Source organism: Rhodococcoides fascians NBRC 12155 = LMG 3623 (genome assembly GCF_001894785.1).
Taxonomy (GTDB): domain Bacteria; phylum Actinomycetota; class Actinomycetes; order Mycobacteriales; family Mycobacteriaceae; genus Rhodococcoides; species Rhodococcoides fascians.
The window spans coordinates 238,123-253,377 of record NZ_BCWW01000004.1 but is presented as its reverse complement, the minus strand read 5'-3'; the positions used below and the strand labels follow the sequence as shown (position 1 = coordinate 253,377).

Sequence of the window (15,255 nt, the reverse complement as noted above, 5' to 3'; positions counted from 1 at the left end):
CGGGGCGCGCCCTGTGCGGACGCGCCCCGAAAACTGCCCAGCGGTGGATCTACAGGTACTGACCGGTATTGGCCTCGGTGTCGATCGCCCGGCTCGCGCTGGCGTTCTTGCCGGTGACCAACGTGCGAATGTAGACGATTCGCTCGCCCTTCTTGCCCGAGATCCGAGCCCAGTCGTCCGGATTCGTGGTGTTCGGCAGATCTTCGTTCTCCGCGAACTCGTCGACGATGGAATCGAAAAGGTGCTGAATCCGCAGTCCGGCGTTTCCGGTTTCGAGAACCGACTTGATGGCGTACTTCTTTGCCCGGTCGACGATGTTCTGGATCATGGCCCCGGAGTTGAAGTCCTTGAAATACAGAACTTCCTTGTCCCCGTTGGCGTAGGTGACCTCGAGGAACCGATTGTCGTCACTCTCGGCGTACATGCGCTCGACGACGCGATCGATCATGCCCCGGATGCACGCCGCGCGATCGCCGCCGAACTCGGCGACGTCGTCGGCGTTGACCGGAAGCGAATCGGTCAGGTACTTCGAGAAGATGTCCTGTGCCGATTCGGCGTCGGGACGCTCGATCTTGATCTTCACGTCGAGTCGGCCGGGTCGCAGGATCGCCGGGTCGATCATGTCCTCGCGATTGGACGCACCGATCACGATGACGTTCTCTAGGCCTTCGACACCGTCGATCTCGGCGAGCAGCTGCGGAACGACCGTCGTCTCCACGTCGGACGAGACGCCGGAGCCGCGGGTACGGAAGATCGAGTCCATCTCGTCGAAGAACACGATGACCGGGGTGCCCTCGGACGCCTTCTCTCGTGCCCGCTGAAAGATCATGCGGATGTGACGCTCGGTCTCACCGACGAACTTGTTGAGCAGCTCGGGGCCCTTGATGTTGAGGAAGAACGACTTCGCCTCCCGCGCATCCTGGCCACGTGCCTCGGCGATCTTCTTGGCCAGCGAGTTGGCAACGGCCTTGGCGATCAACGTCTTTCCACACCCGGGAGGGCCGTACAGCAGCACGCCCTTCGGCGGACGCAGTGAGTACTCTCGGAACAGATCCTTGTGCAGGAACGGCAGCTCTACGGCGTCCCGAATCTGCTCGATCTGTCGACCGAGACCGCCGATGTCCTCGTATCCGACGTCCGGAACCTCCTCGAGAACGAGATCCTCCACCTCGGCCTTGGGAACGCGCTCGAACGCGTAGCCGGCCTTGGTGTCGACCAGCAGCGAATCCCCGGGACGGAGCTTCCGTGACGGCTCGTCCGGGTCGACCGGTCCGTCGTCGTTGACCATGTCGATCAACGGTTTGGCCAGCCAGACCACCCGTTCCTCGTCGGCATGTCCGACGACGAGAGCGCGCGATCCATCCCCCAGAAGCTCTCGGAGAGTGCTGATCTCGCCGACCTGATCGAAGGTGCACGCCTCGACGATGGTCAACGCCTCGTTCAACCGCACGGTCTGTCCCGGAGCGAGCGTGTCGGCCTCGATGTTGGGTGAGCACGTCAGTCGCATCTTCCGACCGGACGTGAACACGTCGACTGTGCCGTCCTCGAACACGCTCAGCAGGACGCCGTATCCGCTCGGCGGTTGACCGAGACGGTCCACCTCCTCGCGCAGCGCGATGAGCTGTTGTCGGGCCTCCTTGAGAGTGTCGAGCAACTTCGTGTTGCGCAGCGACAAGGAATCGACCCGGCCCTCGAGCTCGCGTACCTGCTCGGGGGACTCCCCCAGTTGGCGCCGTAGCGACGCGACTTCGGCTCGCACGGCGTCCAGTTCGGCTCTGGCCGCGGCCACATCCGGATTGTCTGTTGAGCTCATGAGCGACTCCTCCCAGTGACGATCTATCAACGCTACCGGCAGCGGCGCGGAGATGCGGACCGACACCTCGAACGGGGTCGGCATCCACTCTGCTCGGCGGCCCCGAAAGGCCATCCCAGTTCATGTTAGCCTCACCTGACCAATCGATCGACAGACGACGGAATCAGGGGCCTCACCAGTGAAAATGCGTATTCTCTCGGCAAGCGTCGCAGTAGCCGCGGTGGCTCTGGTGGGTGCAGGATGCAGTTCGAGCGATGAATCCGATCACGCCGATCACAATTCCGCGTCGACCAGCGACTCCATGCCGACGACCACCGCCGGGCCGGCTGTCACAGCACCTACCGTCGCCGAGTTGCAGACCTCGCTGCAGCAGCTGGTCGCACCGGACGTGGACGCAGCGACCAAGGCTGCGGCAGTGGAGAACGGTCAGGCGCGCCTGACGAACCTGGAGACGATGACCGCCGCACTGGCGAACTACGGAGCGATCACCTTCGAGGTGTCGGAACCGACCGTCGCCGGTGAGACGTCCACCGCGGACGTCGCCATCGCCACTCCACGCGGGACCGCGGCTCCGGCACCGCAGACCTGGGTGCTGATCGATGGCACCTGGAAGCTGTCGGACGCCAGCACGTGCCAGATCCTGGCCATGGGCCAGGCACCCTGCGTCTGAGTCGGCAGCCGAGCCTGCAGCGTCAGCCCTTACCGGAACGACGCTGCGGTTTCGGGGTCACGGTGCCCTCGGCGAGGCGTCGAACGCTGACGAGGAATGCCGTGTGTCCCTGCATGCGGTGCTCGGGGCGAACCGCGAGACCCACCACGTGCCAGCCGCGAACCATCGACTCCCACGATCGAGGTTCGGTCCAGCACTCCTGTGCGCGTAGCGCCTCGACGACCTTGGACAGCTGCGTCACCGTGGCCACGTAGACCAGCAGCACCCCACCGGGGACGAGGGCCTTGGACACCGCGGGCAACGCGTCCCACGGCGCGAGCATGTCCAGGACCACCCGATCGACCTGCTCACCCGGACGATCGACACCGAACTGGTCGACGTCTGCCACGGTCAGGTGCCAGTTCGACGGGCGCTCGCCGAAGAACGTCTCGACGTTCTTCACGGCATAGTCGGCGTGGTCCTGCCGGATCTCGTAGGAGATGACCGTTCCTGCTGTACCGACTGCACGCAGCAGTGAGCACGTCAGAGCGCCGGATCCTGCACCGGCCTCGAGCACCCGTGCGCCGGGGAACATGTCACCCTCGTGCACGATCTGCGCCGCGTCCTTGGGGTAGATCACCTGGGCACCGCGGGGCATCGAGAGCACGTAGTCGGTCAGCAGCGGCCGCAGCGCGAGGTAGGGGGTGCCGTTGACGGAGGTGACGACGCTGCCCTCGTCGGCACCGAGCAGTTTGTCGTGAGTGATGCCGCCGCGGTGAGTATGGAATTCCTTACCGGCTTCCAGTACCACCGTGTAGTGACGACCCTTGCCGTCGGTGAGCTGAACTCGATCGCCCACTCGAAACGGCCCACTGCGGGCGGGACCGGTCTCCGCCGGTGCGTCTGCAGCTGTGGCGTCGGCAGCTGGAGTGGCCTCCGCGCCGGACGTGACATTCGGGTCGAGTTCGATCTCTTCGGTCGTGGCAGTGACCACGTCGTCCGCACTGGGCAGCGATGCGTCGACCGTGGCGTCGAACGCGGCGTCGGCCTCGAATCCGTCGGTCGACGCGGATGTGGAATCACCGGAGGACACAGCGGACCTGCTTTCGTTGCGATGTGACGCTCGGCCTCGATCGGCGGGCGTCGGGGGACGACTCGACGTGCCAGACTACGGCCTTCACCGAAGATGTCGGACCAGCGGCATAGTCTCGCAGTCGTGAGTATTTCCGTGTCGAGCCCCATCGACTTACCTCTTCTCGATGTCGGTGACAGCGCCGACGTACCGCGTTCGAGGTCCGGCAACCGCAGTACCCCGGCTCTGTCTCCTTCTCGCGCAGGTGATTTCAAGCAGTGCCCACTGTTGTATCGCTTCCGTGCCGTGGACCGGCTTCCCGAGGTCTCCACCGAGGCACAGGTGAAGGGAACTGTGGTGCATGCCGCACTCGAGGCCCTGTACGCACTCCCTGCCCGCGATCGAGTGCCCACCACTGCGCGCGACCTGGTGGACCCGGCCTGGGATCGGGTCGTGGCCGAGTCACCCGACATCGCGTCGCTGGTTCCGGCGGACGACCGTCCGGCGTTTCTCGACCGGGCTCGTGCCCTGGTGGACGGGTACTACGAACTCGAAGATCCCACGCACTTCGATCCCGAGTCCTGCGAACAGCGCGTCGAGATCGCGTTGGACGACGGAACGCCGCTGCGCGGATTCATCGACCGGATCGACGTCGCACCCAACGGAATGATTCGCGTCGTCGATTACAAGACCGGACGTGCGCCGCGTGAGTTCACCGAATCCAAGGCTCTGTTCCAGATGAAATTCTATGCGCTGATGATCATGCGCATGCGCGGAGTCGTTCCCGCGCAACTGAAGTTGATGTACCTCGCCGACAAGCAGGAGCTGACATACGCACCGGACGAGGGTGAGCTGCTGCGCTTCGAGCGCATGCTCTCGGCCATCTGGAAGGCGATTCTGGCGGCCGGTGAGACCGGCGACTTCCGCGCCAAGAAAGGCGCACTGTGCAAGTGGTGCGATCACCGGGCACTGTGCCCCGAGTTCGGCGGCACTCCCCCGCCGTACCCCGGTTGGCCGCAGGCGGCTGCGGAGCAGGAGGAGACGGAGCTGTGACGAGTCCTGACGCCTTCTTCGTTCCTGCCGGTGTCGACGACGACGGTTACGAGATCGTCACCGCGACCGAGCACACCGTCAGCCTGTGGGCACCGACGATGCAGCACGGCGCTCCGCCGTCCGCGTTGTTGGTCCGCGCACTCGAGCGGGTCGATGCCAGACCCGATACTCGAATCAGCCGGGTGGTCGTCGACATTCTCGGACCTGTTCCGGTGTCGGACATCACGATTCGCGCATGGACGGCGCGGCCGGGCGCTAATGTCGAACTCGTCGTCGCCGAACTGTGGGCTCGAGGATCAGCGGGGCCGGCGCGAGCGGTGGCGCGGGGCAGCGCATGGCGTATGCGTACCGAGCCCACCGACGACGTCGTGCACGTGGGAGATTCGGTGATGCGACCGGTGAGCGCCGGCGTCGACAGCACCTTCGGCGGACTCTGGACCTCCGGATACCTCGACGCGGTCGAGTTCAAGTTTCTCACCGAGCTCGGCGCAGCGGGGCCCGGTGAAGTGTGGGCGAAGCCGACTCCCGTTCTGGTGCAGGGTGAGTCGATGACGCCACTGGAACGGCTGTTCTCGATTGCCGACATCGCCAACGGTGTGGGTGCGAAATTGCCGATCGAGCAGTGGACGTTCCTGAACACCGATCTGACGGTGCACGTCTTCCGCGAACCCCAGGGTGACTGGATCGGAGTGTCGGCCGAGACGTCGACGGGTCCGGACGGCATCGCCATGTGCGCAGGCACCCTCAGTGACGAACTGGGGCCGGTCGGGCGCATCGCGCAAACAGTGCTGGTTCGCCGACGCGCGTGATCGTGGCGGAACGACGGGCGTTCCGCCACGCACTCAGAACGCTCGGCAGGACCTGATGTCGGAGGCGAGAATGGCTTTCGCGCCCAGTTCCGCGAGCTCGTCCATCACGTTGTTGTGGACCTTGCGAGAGACCATGGCGCGCACGGCAACCCAGTTGTCGTCGACCATCGGTGCGAGCGTAGGTGATTCGATGCCGGGGGTGATCTTGACGGCTTCGTCGAGGATCGACTTGGGGCAGTCGTAATCGAGCATCAGGTACTGCTGGGCGAAGACGACGCCCTGTACGCGAGCGATCAACTGCTTGCGTGCGGAGTCGGTGCCCGGCGTGCCTGCGCGCTCGATGAGAACACCCTCGGAATCGCACAAAGATTCGCCGAACGCGACGAGATTGTTCTGACGCAGTGAGCGACCCGACTCGACCACGTCCGCGATGGCGTCGGCGACACCGAGTTGAATGGAAATCTCCACGGCCCCGTCGAGACGGATCACCGTGGCCTCCAAGCCGCGCTCGGCCAGGTCCTTACGCACGAGATTGGGGTACGAGGTGGCGATGCGCAGTCCGCCCAAGTCCTCGGGTGCCCATTCCTTGCCCGCGGGTGCCGCGTAGCGGAACGTCGACCGGCCGAATCCGAGCGCCAGGCGCTCTTCGACCGCTGCCCCGGAATCGAGAGCCAGGTCTCGTCCGGTGATGCCCAGATCGAGCTGGCCCGACCCGACGTAGATGGCAATGTCCTTGGGACGGAGAAAGAAGAATTCGACCCCGTTGGCCGGGTCGAGGACGGTCAGATCCTTGGAGTCGCTCCGACGCCGGTAGCCGGCCTCGCTGAGGATCTCGGCGGCGGATTCGGACAACGCGCCCTTGTTGGGTACGGCTACACGCAGCATGGAGTTTTCCTTCATCGGTGAGTTCACAGGAGACGTTCGGGCCCTACCTCACAGATGTCGGTAGACGTCCTCGAGCTCGATTCCCCTACCCACCATCATGACCTGAACCCAGTACAGCAGCTGCGAAATTTCTTCGGCGAGTGCAGCGTCGCTCTCGTGTTCGGCAGCGATCCACACCTCGCCGGCCTCTTCGAGGACCTTCTTACCCTGGAAATGAACTCCTGCGTCCAACGCAGCGACAGTGCCCGAGCCCTCGGGGCGGGTCTTCGCGCGGTCGGTGAGCTCGGCGAACAGGGAATCGAAAGTCTTCACGGATTCGTATTCTTTCACGTCGGTGTCCAGCGGAATCAATTCGGTCGAGATTCGAGGAGTCAGGCTGCCCAGGCCCGCTGGACGTCGTCGGCGGTGAGTCCGACCAGACCGTCGCGGATGGTGTAACCCGGCGCTGCCGGAACCGCCACCTCCGACGGGACGACCAGCACCGGGCAGCCGGCTGTATGTGCCGACAGTGAGCCTGTCGGAGAATCCTCCACTGCAAGGCAGGCACCGACGTCCACGCCGAGCAGCGCGGCACCCCGCAGGTACGGCGCCGGGTGCGGCTTCCCGAACTCGACCTCGTCGCCGCTGACGGTGATGTCGAAGTACTCGCGGCCGAGAGTCTCCAGTGCACGCTCGACCAGTCCACGTTCGGTGTTGGTGACCAACCCGGTCGCCAGACCCATGTCGCGTACGAGGGCAAGAGCATCCTTGGCACCGGGCCGCCACGGAATACCGTCGGCGAACATGTCGCCGACGCGCGTGGTCAGCCATTCACGGCCTTCGGCCAGGTTGTCGTCGGTGACAGCAACCGAGGCGTTGGCGAGCACTTTGCGCAACGCGTCGTGCATCGAGTTGCCGAGGGTGCTCTCGCGGACCTCCGCACCGAGTTCGGTTCCCAACGTGCGGGAGTACTCACCGATGGCGACGTCCCAGATCTTCTCCGAGTCGAGCAGTGTGCCGTCCATGTCCCACAGGACACCGTGCAGGCGGGTTCTAGACATTGAAGTACTTGGCCTCCGGGTGGTGAAGAACGAACGCATCGGTCGACTGTTCGGGGTGCAGCTGCAATTCCTCGGAGAGCTTGACGCCGATTCGTTCGGGTTCGAGCAGTGCGGCGAGTTTGATGCGGTCCTCGAGGTCGGGGCATGCCCCGTAGCCGAACGAATAACGCGCACCGCGATATTCGAGTTTGAAGTACCCCTCGGCCTCGGTGGGATCGTCCGCGGCGACCGAGTTGCCGTCGGACAGCTTCAGTTCCTCGCGTACTCGGCGATGCCAGTACTCGGCGAGAGCCTCGGTGAGTTGCACTCCGATTCCGTGTACCTCGAGATAGTCGCGGTAGGCATCGGCTGCGAACAATTCGTTCGCGAAGTCCGCGATGGGCTGCCCCATCGTCACCAGGTTCATCGGCAGCACGTCGACTTGCCCGGATTCCTTTGCCGCAGTGCGTGATCGGACGAAGTCGGCGATGCAGAGGAAGCGGTCGCGGTGCTGACGCGGGAACGTGAACCGAAAGCGTTCGGGCGCATCGGGTTCGGGCTCGGTAAGTACGATGACGTCGTCGCCCTCCGAAACGGCCGGGAAATATCCGTACACCAGGGCGGCGTGCGCGAGAATGCCGTCCGTGCTCAGGCGGTCCAGCCAATACCGAAGGCGCGGTTTGCCTTCCGATTCCACCAGATCCTCGTAGGTGGCACCCTCACCCTTGCGGGCTCCTCGTAGGCCCCACTGACCCAGGAACAGTGCACGTTCGTCGAGCAGACCCGAGTAATCGGCCAGGGACACGCCTCGGACGATGCGGGTTCCCCAGAACGGTGGTACGGGAATGTCGATGTCCGCAGCGACGTCGGATCGCTCGGGTACCACGACCGGAGCCTCGGCGGCCTTGCGCTTCTCGGCGATGCGCTTGGACCGTTCGTGGCGTTCCTTGCGTTCGGCTGCCTTCGCCTTCGCGGCGAGTGCCTCGGGACTGTCGGGAGCCGGGCCGCCACCGCGTTTGGTGGTCATGATGGTATCCATCAGACGCAGGCCTTCGAACGCGTCCCGCGCGTAGTGAACGTCGCCTTCGTACACATCCTGCAGATCGTTCTCGACGTACGACCGCGTCAACGCAGCGCCGCCGAGGAGCACCGGGAATTTCTCGGCCACGCCGCGGGAGTTGAGCTCGATCAGGTTGTCCTTCATGACGACCGTCGACTTCACCAGCAGACCGGACATTCCGATGACGTCGGCTCGTTTGTCCAACGCGGCTTCGAGAATGGTCGAAATCGGTTGCTTGATACCGAGATTGACAACTTCGTAACCGTTGTTGCTCAGGATGATGTCGACGAGGTTCTTGCCGATGTCGTGCACGTCGCCCTTGACGGTGCCGAGCACGATGCGGCCCTTGCCGTCGTCGTCGGTGGCCTCCATGTGTGGCTCGAGATAGGCCACGGCAGCTTTCATCACCTCGGCGGACGCGAGCACGAACGGCAACTGCATCTGGCCGGAACCGAACAGCTCGCCGACGGTCTTCATGCCCGACAACAGCGTCTCGTTGATGATCTCGAGAGGTGGCTTCTCGGCCATCGCGGAGTCGAGGTCCGCGTCGAGACCGTTACGCTCGCCGTCCACGATGCGCCGTTCGAGTCGCTCGAACAACGGCAGCCGACCCAGTTCCTCGGCACGCGACTCTCTGGCCGATGCCGCGGACACGCCTTCGAAGAGCTGCATCAGCTTCTGCAGCGGGTCGTAGCCTTCGCGGCGGCGGTCGTAGACCAGATCCAGAGCGGTCTCGCGTTGCTCGTCGGGAATCTTGTTCATAGGCAAGATCTTCGAGGCATGCACGATGGCGGTGTCGAGACCGGCCTGGGTGCATTCGTGCAGGAAGACCGAGTTCAGCACCTGCCTCGCAGCAGGATTGAGGCCGAACGAGATGTTCGACAACCCCAGGGTGGTGTGCACCTTGGGGTACTTCTCCTTGAGCTGGCGGATGGCCTCGATGGTCTCGATGCCGTCGCGTCGCACCTCTTCCTGGCCAGTCGAGATCGGGAAGGTGAGGGTGTCGACGATGATGTCCTCGTGGCGCAGGCCCCAGTTCTCGGTGATGTCGGTGATCAGGCGATCTGCGACACGCACCTTCCACTCGGCAGTACGCGCCTGCCCCTCCTCGTCGATGGTGAGAGCGACGACGGCGGCACCGTGTTCCTTCACCAGACGCATGATCTTCTGGAACCGCGAGTCGGGTCCGTCGCCGTCCTCGTAATTGACGGAGTTGACGGCGCTGCGTCCACCGAGGTGCTCGAGGCCGGCCTCGAGCACGGCCGGTTCGGTGGAGTCGAGCATGATCGGCAGCGTCGACGCAGTCGCCAATCTGCTTGCCAGTGCCGCCATGTCGGCGGCACCGTCGCGGCCGACGTAGTCCACGTTGAGGTCCAACATGTGCGCGCCGTCGCGCGTCTGATCCTTGGCGATGTCGAGGCACTTCTCGTAGTCCTCGGCGAGCATCGCGTCACGAAATGCCTTGGAGCCGTTGGAGTTCGTGCGCTCACCGATCATCAGGATGCTGGCGTCCTGCTCGAACGGCACGGCGGTGTAGAGCGAGGAGACGCCTGGCTCCGGTGCCGGCTTCCGTTCCAGCTTCGTCGCCCCGTGCACCATGTCGGCAACCTGACGAATGTGTTCGGGGGTGGTGCCGCAGCATCCGCCGACGAGTGCCAGCCCGTACTCGCGGACGAAACCGCTCAGAGCGTCGGCCAATTCGGGGGCGGTCAGCGGGTATTCGGCACCCTTCGCGCCCAACGTGGGCAGTCCGGCATTGGGCATCACCGACACCGGCAGTCGCGAATGCTTGGACAGGTGGCGCAAGTGTTCGCTCATCTCGGCGGGGCCGGTGGCGCAGTTGAGCCCGATCATGTCGATACCCAGCGGTTCGAGCGCAGTGAGGGCTGCACCGATCTCGCTGCCGACCAGCATTGCGCCCGTCGTCTCGACCGTCACGTGGGTGATGATCGGGATTCGGACACCGAGCTTGTCCATGGCGTGCTGGCTACCGATGATCGCGGCTTTGACCTGCAGCAGGTCCTGGCACGTCTCGACCAGAATGGCGTCGGCACCGCCGTCGATCATTCCCAGAGCGGCTTCGGTGTACGCGTCGCGCAGCCGTGCGAACGGGGCGTGGCCGAGTGTGGGGAGCTTGGTTCCGGGTCCCATGGAACCCAGGACGTACCGATCCATCCCGTCGCGGCCGGGTCCCATTTCGTCCGCAGTCTCCCGGGCGAGCCGGGTGCCTTTCTCGGCCAACTCGCGGATTCGATCCTCGATGTCGTAATCGGCCAGGTTGGGCAGGTTGCAACCGAACGTGTTCGTTTCCACGGCGTCTGCGCCGGCCGCGAAGTACTCGCGGTGAATCTCGCGCAGCACGTCGGGCCTGGTGTGGTTCAGAATCTCGTTGCATCCCTCGAGGCCGAGGAAGTCGTCGAGAGTGAGGTCGGCGTCCTGGAGCATCGTGCCCATTGCTCCGTCGCCGATGACAACGCGACGTGAAATCGCATCGAGCAGACCGGGCTTGTGTTGATCGGGCATCACTACAGAGTAGTGGGCACCACGGATACCTCGAGTCGTAGGCTGTCGTGGTGAGTCCCCGAAACCTCGATGATCAGTCCCCGCCCGACGACGGTACCGACAAAATGGACAAATCAGGTGCCGACGCGGACATCCCCTTGGACGCCGCGCTGATCGAGGCCGTGCAGGATGCTGTGGCGAACGCCACAGACGTCGACGCCGACTACGACGAGGACGATCTGAACGACGACATTCCCGAGCTGCGTTCCCCGGTACTGGTCGCCGCTTTCGAGGGCTGGAACGACGCAGGCGACGCGGCGAGCGGCGCGGTCGAACATCTGGAGCTCATCTGGGATGCCAGCCCGCTGGCCGAGCTGGACTCCGAGGACTACTACGACTACCAGGTCAATAGGCCGACCGTTCGCCAGGTCGACGGGGTCACCCGCGAGATCGAGTGGCCGTCGACCCGATTGTCGGTGTGTTCACCGCCCGGTAGCGACCGTGACGTGGTCTTGTTGCGTGGTATCGAGCCCAACATGCGGTGGCGAAGCTTCTGCGACGACCTGCTCGAGTTCGTCGAGCAGCTGGGCGTCGAGACCGTCGTCATTCTCGGCGCGCTGCTGGCTGACACGCCGCATACACGCCCCGTCCCGGTGACCGGGACCGCGTACAGCACCGAGTCGGCCGAACAGTTCAACCTCGAGCAGACCCGCTACGAGGGGCCCACCGGCATCACCGGCGTTCTGCAGGACGAATGCGTCAAGGCCGGGGTGCCGGCCGTGTCGTTCTGGGCTGCCGTCCCCCATTACGTGTCGCAGCCACCGAACCCGAAGGCCACCGTGGCGTTGCTGCAGCGGGTCGAAGACGTACTCGACATCGAGGTGCCGCTCGGCGAGCTGCCCACGCAGGCCGAGGAGTGGGAGGAGGCGGTCAACGAGATGACCAAAGAGGACGAGGAGATCAGCGAGTACGTGCGCAGCCTCGAGGAGCGTGGTGACGCCGAGGTGGACATGTCCGATGCGATCGCCAAGATCGACGGTGACGCCATCGCCGCCGAGTTCGAGAAGTACCTCCGGCGACGCGGCCCGGGCAACTTCGGGCTCTGACCCGAACGCACACGAGGAGCCGGGAGCCGGTGAGGTCTTTCTGATGCCGACGTAACGTCACCGCAGCGGTGGCGTCACCCCGACACCGGAGCCTCGTGGGTATGGCCAGCACACCGCGATTTCTGCAAGGCGTCTTCTCCTTCACCGGCAACGGTCTGGACAAGCCCGAGTTGATCGATCCCAGCCTGAGTTTCGTCGTCCCCGAGGGGGTGACGGCTCAGCCGCTGTACTTCCGGGGCGGTAATTCGAGCGATGAACTGGTGGTCGTGACCTTGCTGCGCGACGGCAGCCCGATGCGTATGTTCCCGATGGGGGCCAAGAGCGGCGTCAACATTCCGTTGCGGGTCGTCGAGGACGTCGATCCCGATACCGTGCTCGAGCTGGTGATCGCGGCCCCCGCCGGAACCAACGGAGAGGTCGTCGTCGACTTCGGTCTGGTGCTGGTCTGATGCCTGCGGGAAAACAGCGATTGCTGGTGATCGGCAACGGAATGGCCGGTGCCCGGACGGTCGAGCAGATCCTCGAGCGAGACGGCAGCTCGCTGTTCGACATCACGATGATCGGCGACGAACCGTACGGCAATTACAACCGCATCATGCTCTCCCACGTGCTGTCCGGTGAGGCCACCGTCGACGACGAGGATCTCGTTCTCAACCCCATGAGTTGGTACAGCGAGAACGGCGTGACGTTGCACGTGGGCGATCGAGCGGTGTCGCTCGACCGGTTCTCCAAAACGGTTGTCTGCGAAAGCGGTCGGTCCGTCGACTACGACGTACTGATCATTGCCACCGGTAGCAACACGTTCTTCCCGAACATGGACGGTCTGCGCGAGTCCGACGGCAGGCTGGCACGTGGGGTGTTCGGATTCCGCACGATCGCCGACACCAACGGCATGTTGCAGATGGCGCAGTCAGGCGACGACGTGTCGGCGGTGGTGATCGGCGGCGGACTGCTCGGTCTCGAAGCAGCGTACGGACTGCGGACGCAGGGGCTGGACGTGAACGTGGTGCACTCCCCCGGGCACCTGATGAACCAGCAGCTCGACGAGCGCGGTGGACGAGTGTTGCGCAACAAGATCGAGTCGCTGGGCGTCGGTGTCCACACCTCGAAGAGGACCACCTCGGTGTTGCGGTCGGACGACGGTACCGTCATCGGCGTCGGTTTCAACGACGGCACCTCGCTGGACGCCGACATGGTCGTCGTGACCGCCGGAATTCGGCCCAGTGTCGATTTCGCCCGCGCCGGCGGCCTGGTCATCGAACGCGGAATCGTCGTCGACGACCAATTGCGCTGCGAGGACGAAGGTTCCATCTATGCCGTCGGCGAATGCTGTCAGCACCGCGGTGAGGTGTACGGCCTCGTCGCGCCCCTCTGGGAGCAGGCCGCTGTCCTGGCCGATGTACTCACCGGTGCCGATCCCGCTGCCGCATATCACGGTTCGCGTTTGACGACCAAGCTCAAGGTGGCCGGCGTCGACGTCGCGTCGATGGGGATCACCGCGCCCGAGCGCGACGACGACGAATTCGTTCAGTTCTACGAACCACGCAGTGGCACGTACAAATCGGTCATCGTGCGGAACAACAAGCTCGTCGGTGCCACTCTGCTGGGCGACATCTCCAAGGCCAACTTTCTCACCCAGGCGTTCGACGAGAGGGTGCCGCTGCCCGAGGAGCGCATCAGCATGCTCTTCGACATGGGAACGCCCTCTGCGGCAACAGGAGCCGCCGAACTGGCAGACGACGTTCAGGTGTGCAACTGCAACGGCGTCACCAAGGGCGCCATCGTGGCCTGCGTGCACGCCGGTGCCAAGAATCTGAGCGATGTGACCGCGAAGACCCGAGCAGGCAAGGGATGTGGGTCCTGCAAGGGGTTGGTGAAAGACATCATCGCGTGCGCATCCGGTGGCGCGGTCGAAGCGGACCCCACCGCAGACCGGTACGTGCCGTGTATCCCGATGACGAAGCCGGAACTGATCGAAGCAATCAGATCGCGGGACCTCCGGGCAGTCTCGCAGGTGTTCACGGCGCTTGCGACCGACGGCGTCGAGGACGCCGCCGCCAAGATGCCGCTGGCGTCACTGCTGCGCACCGTCTGGGGTCCGGATTGGGTGGACGAGCGCGGCGCACTGTTCATCAACGACCGGGTGCACGCCAACATTCAGCGGGACGGCACGTTCTCGGTGGTACCGCAGATGAAGGGTGGCGTCACTACCCCGGATCAACTGCGCAAGATCGCCGACGTCGCCGACAAGTACAACGTGCCGCTGGTCAAGGTCACCGGCGGACAGCGCATCGACCTCCTCGGGATCAAGAAGGAAGACCTACCCAAGGTGTGGGGCGATCTGGACATGCCCTCCGGCTTCGCCTACGGCAAGAGCATGCGCACGGTGAAAACCTGTGTGGGCAGCGACTTCTGCCGCTTCGGTCTCGGCGACTCGACGGCTCTCGGCATCGCGCTCGAAGAGCGGTTCCAAGGCTTGGAGACTCCCGCGAAACTCAAACTCGCGGTCGCCGGCTGCCCGCGCAACTGCTCGGAGGCGCTGTGCAAGGACTTCGGCGTGGTCTCGGTCGGCGAGGACAGGTGGGAGATCTACGTCGGCGGCGCGGCCGGGGCTCACATCCGCAAGGGAGATCTGTTGGCCACCGTGACGGGAGCCGAGGAGGTGATGACAGTGGCAGGCAGATTCATCCAGCACTATCGGGAGAACGCGCAGTGGCTCGAACGGACGTACGCCTGGGTTCCGCGCGTCGGCTTGGAGGAACTGCAGAGCGTTCTGATCGACGACCGTGACGGCATCGTCGCCGGACTCGACGAGCGACTGCAAACATCGGTCGACGGCTACGTGGACCCATGGCAGGACCGCACGGCACCCAAATCGCCTGCGCAGTTCGCACCCTCGCTGCCACTGCTCCCGCTGCCACAGGTGCCGGTCCGATGAGCGTCCCGGTGGGAGCGTTGGAAGACCTGACTCCCGGCGAGGGACGGGCCTACGTCGTGGATGGCAAACAGGTCGCGGTGTTCCTGCTAAGTGACGGCTCGGTGCGGGCGATGGACGCCGTCTGTCCGCACCGGGGCGGACCACTGGCCGACGGCCAGATCGACGGGTCCGTAGTCGTCTGCCCACTTCATCAATACGCCTTCTCTCTCGACGACGGCACCTGCCCGAGCGGCATCGACCCGGTGCGCACCTACCCCGCGGCCGTGGTGGACGGAAAAGTGACCGTGGAGCTGTAACCGGCACGGTCGAACAATTGGCACTCCTACCCCCAGGGTCATTCCGCAGGCTC

The 15,255-nt window shown here is 64.6% G+C and carries 13 protein-coding genes; 7 read left to right on the top strand and 6 right to left on the bottom strand.

What is annotated here, in order from left to right; all coding sequences use genetic code 11:
* Nucleotides 1-49: 49 nt before the first annotated feature.
* Complete coding sequence (arc, locus tag RFA01S_RS12435) at nt 50-1,813, bottom strand: proteasome ATPase (protein ID WP_032365854.1); 1,764 nt, start codon at nt 1,811-1,813, stop codon at nt 50-52.
* Between the two features lie 184 nt (nt 1,814-1,997).
* Here arc and RFA01S_RS12430 point away from each other — a divergent pair, with 184 nt between their 5' ends.
* A complete protein-coding gene (locus RFA01S_RS12430) occupies nt 1,998-2,483 on the top strand; it encodes a WKL family lipoprotein (RefSeq protein ID WP_032365805.1) in 486 nt (161 codons plus the stop codon).
* 22 nt (nt 2,484-2,505) lie between these two features.
* On the opposite strand, the gene RFA01S_RS12425 is transcribed toward RFA01S_RS12430, so the two are convergent.
* Nucleotides 2,506-3,321: a tRNA (adenine-N1)-methyltransferase gene (locus RFA01S_RS12425; protein WP_045841903.1), complete on the bottom strand. Its 816-nt coding sequence runs from the start codon at nt 3,319-3,321 to the stop codon at nt 2,506-2,508.
* Between the two features lie 369 nt (nt 3,322-3,690).
* Here RFA01S_RS12425 and RFA01S_RS12420 point away from each other — a divergent pair, with 369 nt between their 5' ends.
* Both RFA01S_RS12420 and RFA01S_RS12415 read left to right on the top strand, forming a co-directional pair.
* On the top strand, nt 3,691-4,587 hold the full coding sequence (locus tag RFA01S_RS12420; protein ID WP_371828014.1) for a RecB family exonuclease: 897 nt from the start codon (nt 3,691-3,693) through the stop codon (nt 4,585-4,587).
* Nucleotides 4,584-5,396: a thioesterase family protein gene (locus RFA01S_RS12415; protein ID WP_032365804.1), complete on the top strand. Its 813-nt coding sequence runs from the start codon at nt 4,584-4,586 to the stop codon at nt 5,394-5,396. The genes RFA01S_RS12420 and RFA01S_RS12415 overlap by 4 nt, the downstream gene beginning before the upstream one ends.
* 33 nt (nt 5,397-5,429) lie before the next feature.
* Here RFA01S_RS12415 and hisG read toward each other — a convergent pair whose 3' ends face one another.
* The 4 genes from hisG to metH are packed head-to-tail and all read right to left on the bottom strand — an operon-like array spanning nt 5,430 to nt 10,883.
* Nucleotides 5,430-6,281, bottom strand: a complete 852-nt coding sequence (gene hisG, locus RFA01S_RS12410; protein ID WP_032372777.1) for an ATP phosphoribosyltransferase — start codon at nt 6,279-6,281, stop codon at nt 5,430-5,432.
* A gap of 48 nt (nt 6,282-6,329) precedes the next feature.
* Nucleotides 6,330-6,593 carry a phosphoribosyl-ATP diphosphatase gene (locus RFA01S_RS12405; RefSeq protein WP_027497080.1) on the bottom strand — a complete coding sequence of 88 codons (264 nt, stop codon included), beginning with the start codon at nt 6,591-6,593 and terminating at the stop codon, nt 6,330-6,332.
* 59 nt (nt 6,594-6,652) lie between these two features.
* The gene (locus RFA01S_RS12400) at nt 6,653-7,321 is read right to left on the bottom strand and encodes an HAD family hydrolase (RefSeq protein WP_032408259.1); all 669 of its coding nucleotides are present in this window, start codon (nt 7,319-7,321) and stop codon (nt 6,653-6,655) included.
* On the bottom strand, nt 7,314-10,883 hold the full coding sequence (gene metH, locus RFA01S_RS12395) for a methionine synthase (RefSeq protein ID WP_032408260.1): 3,570 nt from the start codon (nt 10,881-10,883) through the stop codon (nt 7,314-7,316). The genes RFA01S_RS12400 and metH overlap by 8 nt, the downstream gene beginning before the upstream one ends.
* A 104-nt stretch (nt 10,884-10,987) precedes the next feature.
* Here metH and RFA01S_RS12390 point away from each other — a divergent pair, with 104 nt between their 5' ends.
* The 4 genes from RFA01S_RS12390 to RFA01S_RS12375 all read left to right on the top strand — a co-directional run bounded on the left by RFA01S_RS12390 (nt 10,988) and on the right by RFA01S_RS12375 (nt 15,202).
* Nucleotides 10,988-11,968 carry a PAC2 family protein gene (locus RFA01S_RS12390; RefSeq protein ID WP_238325198.1) on the top strand — a complete coding sequence of 327 codons (981 nt, stop codon included), beginning with the start codon at nt 10,988-10,990 and terminating at the stop codon, nt 11,966-11,968.
* Between the two features lie 101 nt (nt 11,969-12,069).
* The gene (locus RFA01S_RS12385) at nt 12,070-12,417 is read left to right on the top strand and encodes a hypothetical protein (RefSeq protein ID WP_032365800.1); all 348 of its coding nucleotides are present in this window, start codon (nt 12,070-12,072) and stop codon (nt 12,415-12,417) included.
* On the top strand, nt 12,417-14,906 hold the full coding sequence (gene nirB, locus RFA01S_RS12380) for a nitrite reductase large subunit NirB (RefSeq protein ID WP_032408262.1): 2,490 nt from the start codon (nt 12,417-12,419) through the stop codon (nt 14,904-14,906). Before RFA01S_RS12385 ends, nirB begins: the two co-directional genes overlap by 1 nt.
* The gene (locus tag RFA01S_RS12375; protein WP_032365798.1) at nt 14,903-15,202 is read left to right on the top strand and encodes a Rieske (2Fe-2S) protein; all 300 of its coding nucleotides are present in this window, start codon (nt 14,903-14,905) and stop codon (nt 15,200-15,202) included. Before nirB ends, RFA01S_RS12375 begins: the two co-directional genes overlap by 4 nt.
* Nucleotides 15,203-15,255 lie beyond the last annotated feature (53 nt).

Bases quoted from the DNA above. Each gene is read 5' to 3' on its own strand.
- metH (WP_032408260.1), bottom strand. From the start codon at position 10,883: ATGCCCGATCAACACAAGCCCGGTCTGCTCGATGCGATTTCACGTCGC.
- RFA01S_RS12385 (WP_032365800.1), top strand. From the start codon at position 12,070: ATGGCCAGCACACCGCGATTTCTGCAAGGCGTCTTCTCCTTCACCGGC.
- RFA01S_RS12390 (WP_238325198.1), top strand. From the start codon at position 10,988: ATGGACAAATCAGGTGCCGACGCGGACATCCCCTTGGACGCCGCGCTG.
- hisG (WP_032372777.1), bottom strand. From the start codon at position 6,281: ATGCTGCGTGTAGCCGTACCCAACAAGGGCGCGTTGTCCGAATCCGCC.
- RFA01S_RS12430 (WP_032365805.1), top strand. From the start codon at position 1,998: ATGCGTATTCTCTCGGCAAGCGTCGCAGTAGCCGCGGTGGCTCTGGTG.
- nirB (WP_032408262.1), top strand. From the start codon at position 12,417: ATGCCTGCGGGAAAACAGCGATTGCTGGTGATCGGCAACGGAATGGCC.
- RFA01S_RS12400 (WP_032408259.1), bottom strand. From the start codon at position 7,321: ATGTCTAGAACCCGCCTGCACGGTGTCCTGTGGGACATGGACGGCACA.
- arc (WP_032365854.1), bottom strand. From the start codon at position 1,813: ATGAGCTCAACAGACAATCCGGATGTGGCCGCGGCCAGAGCCGAACTG.
- RFA01S_RS12375 (WP_032365798.1), top strand. From the start codon at position 14,903: ATGAGCGTCCCGGTGGGAGCGTTGGAAGACCTGACTCCCGGCGAGGGA.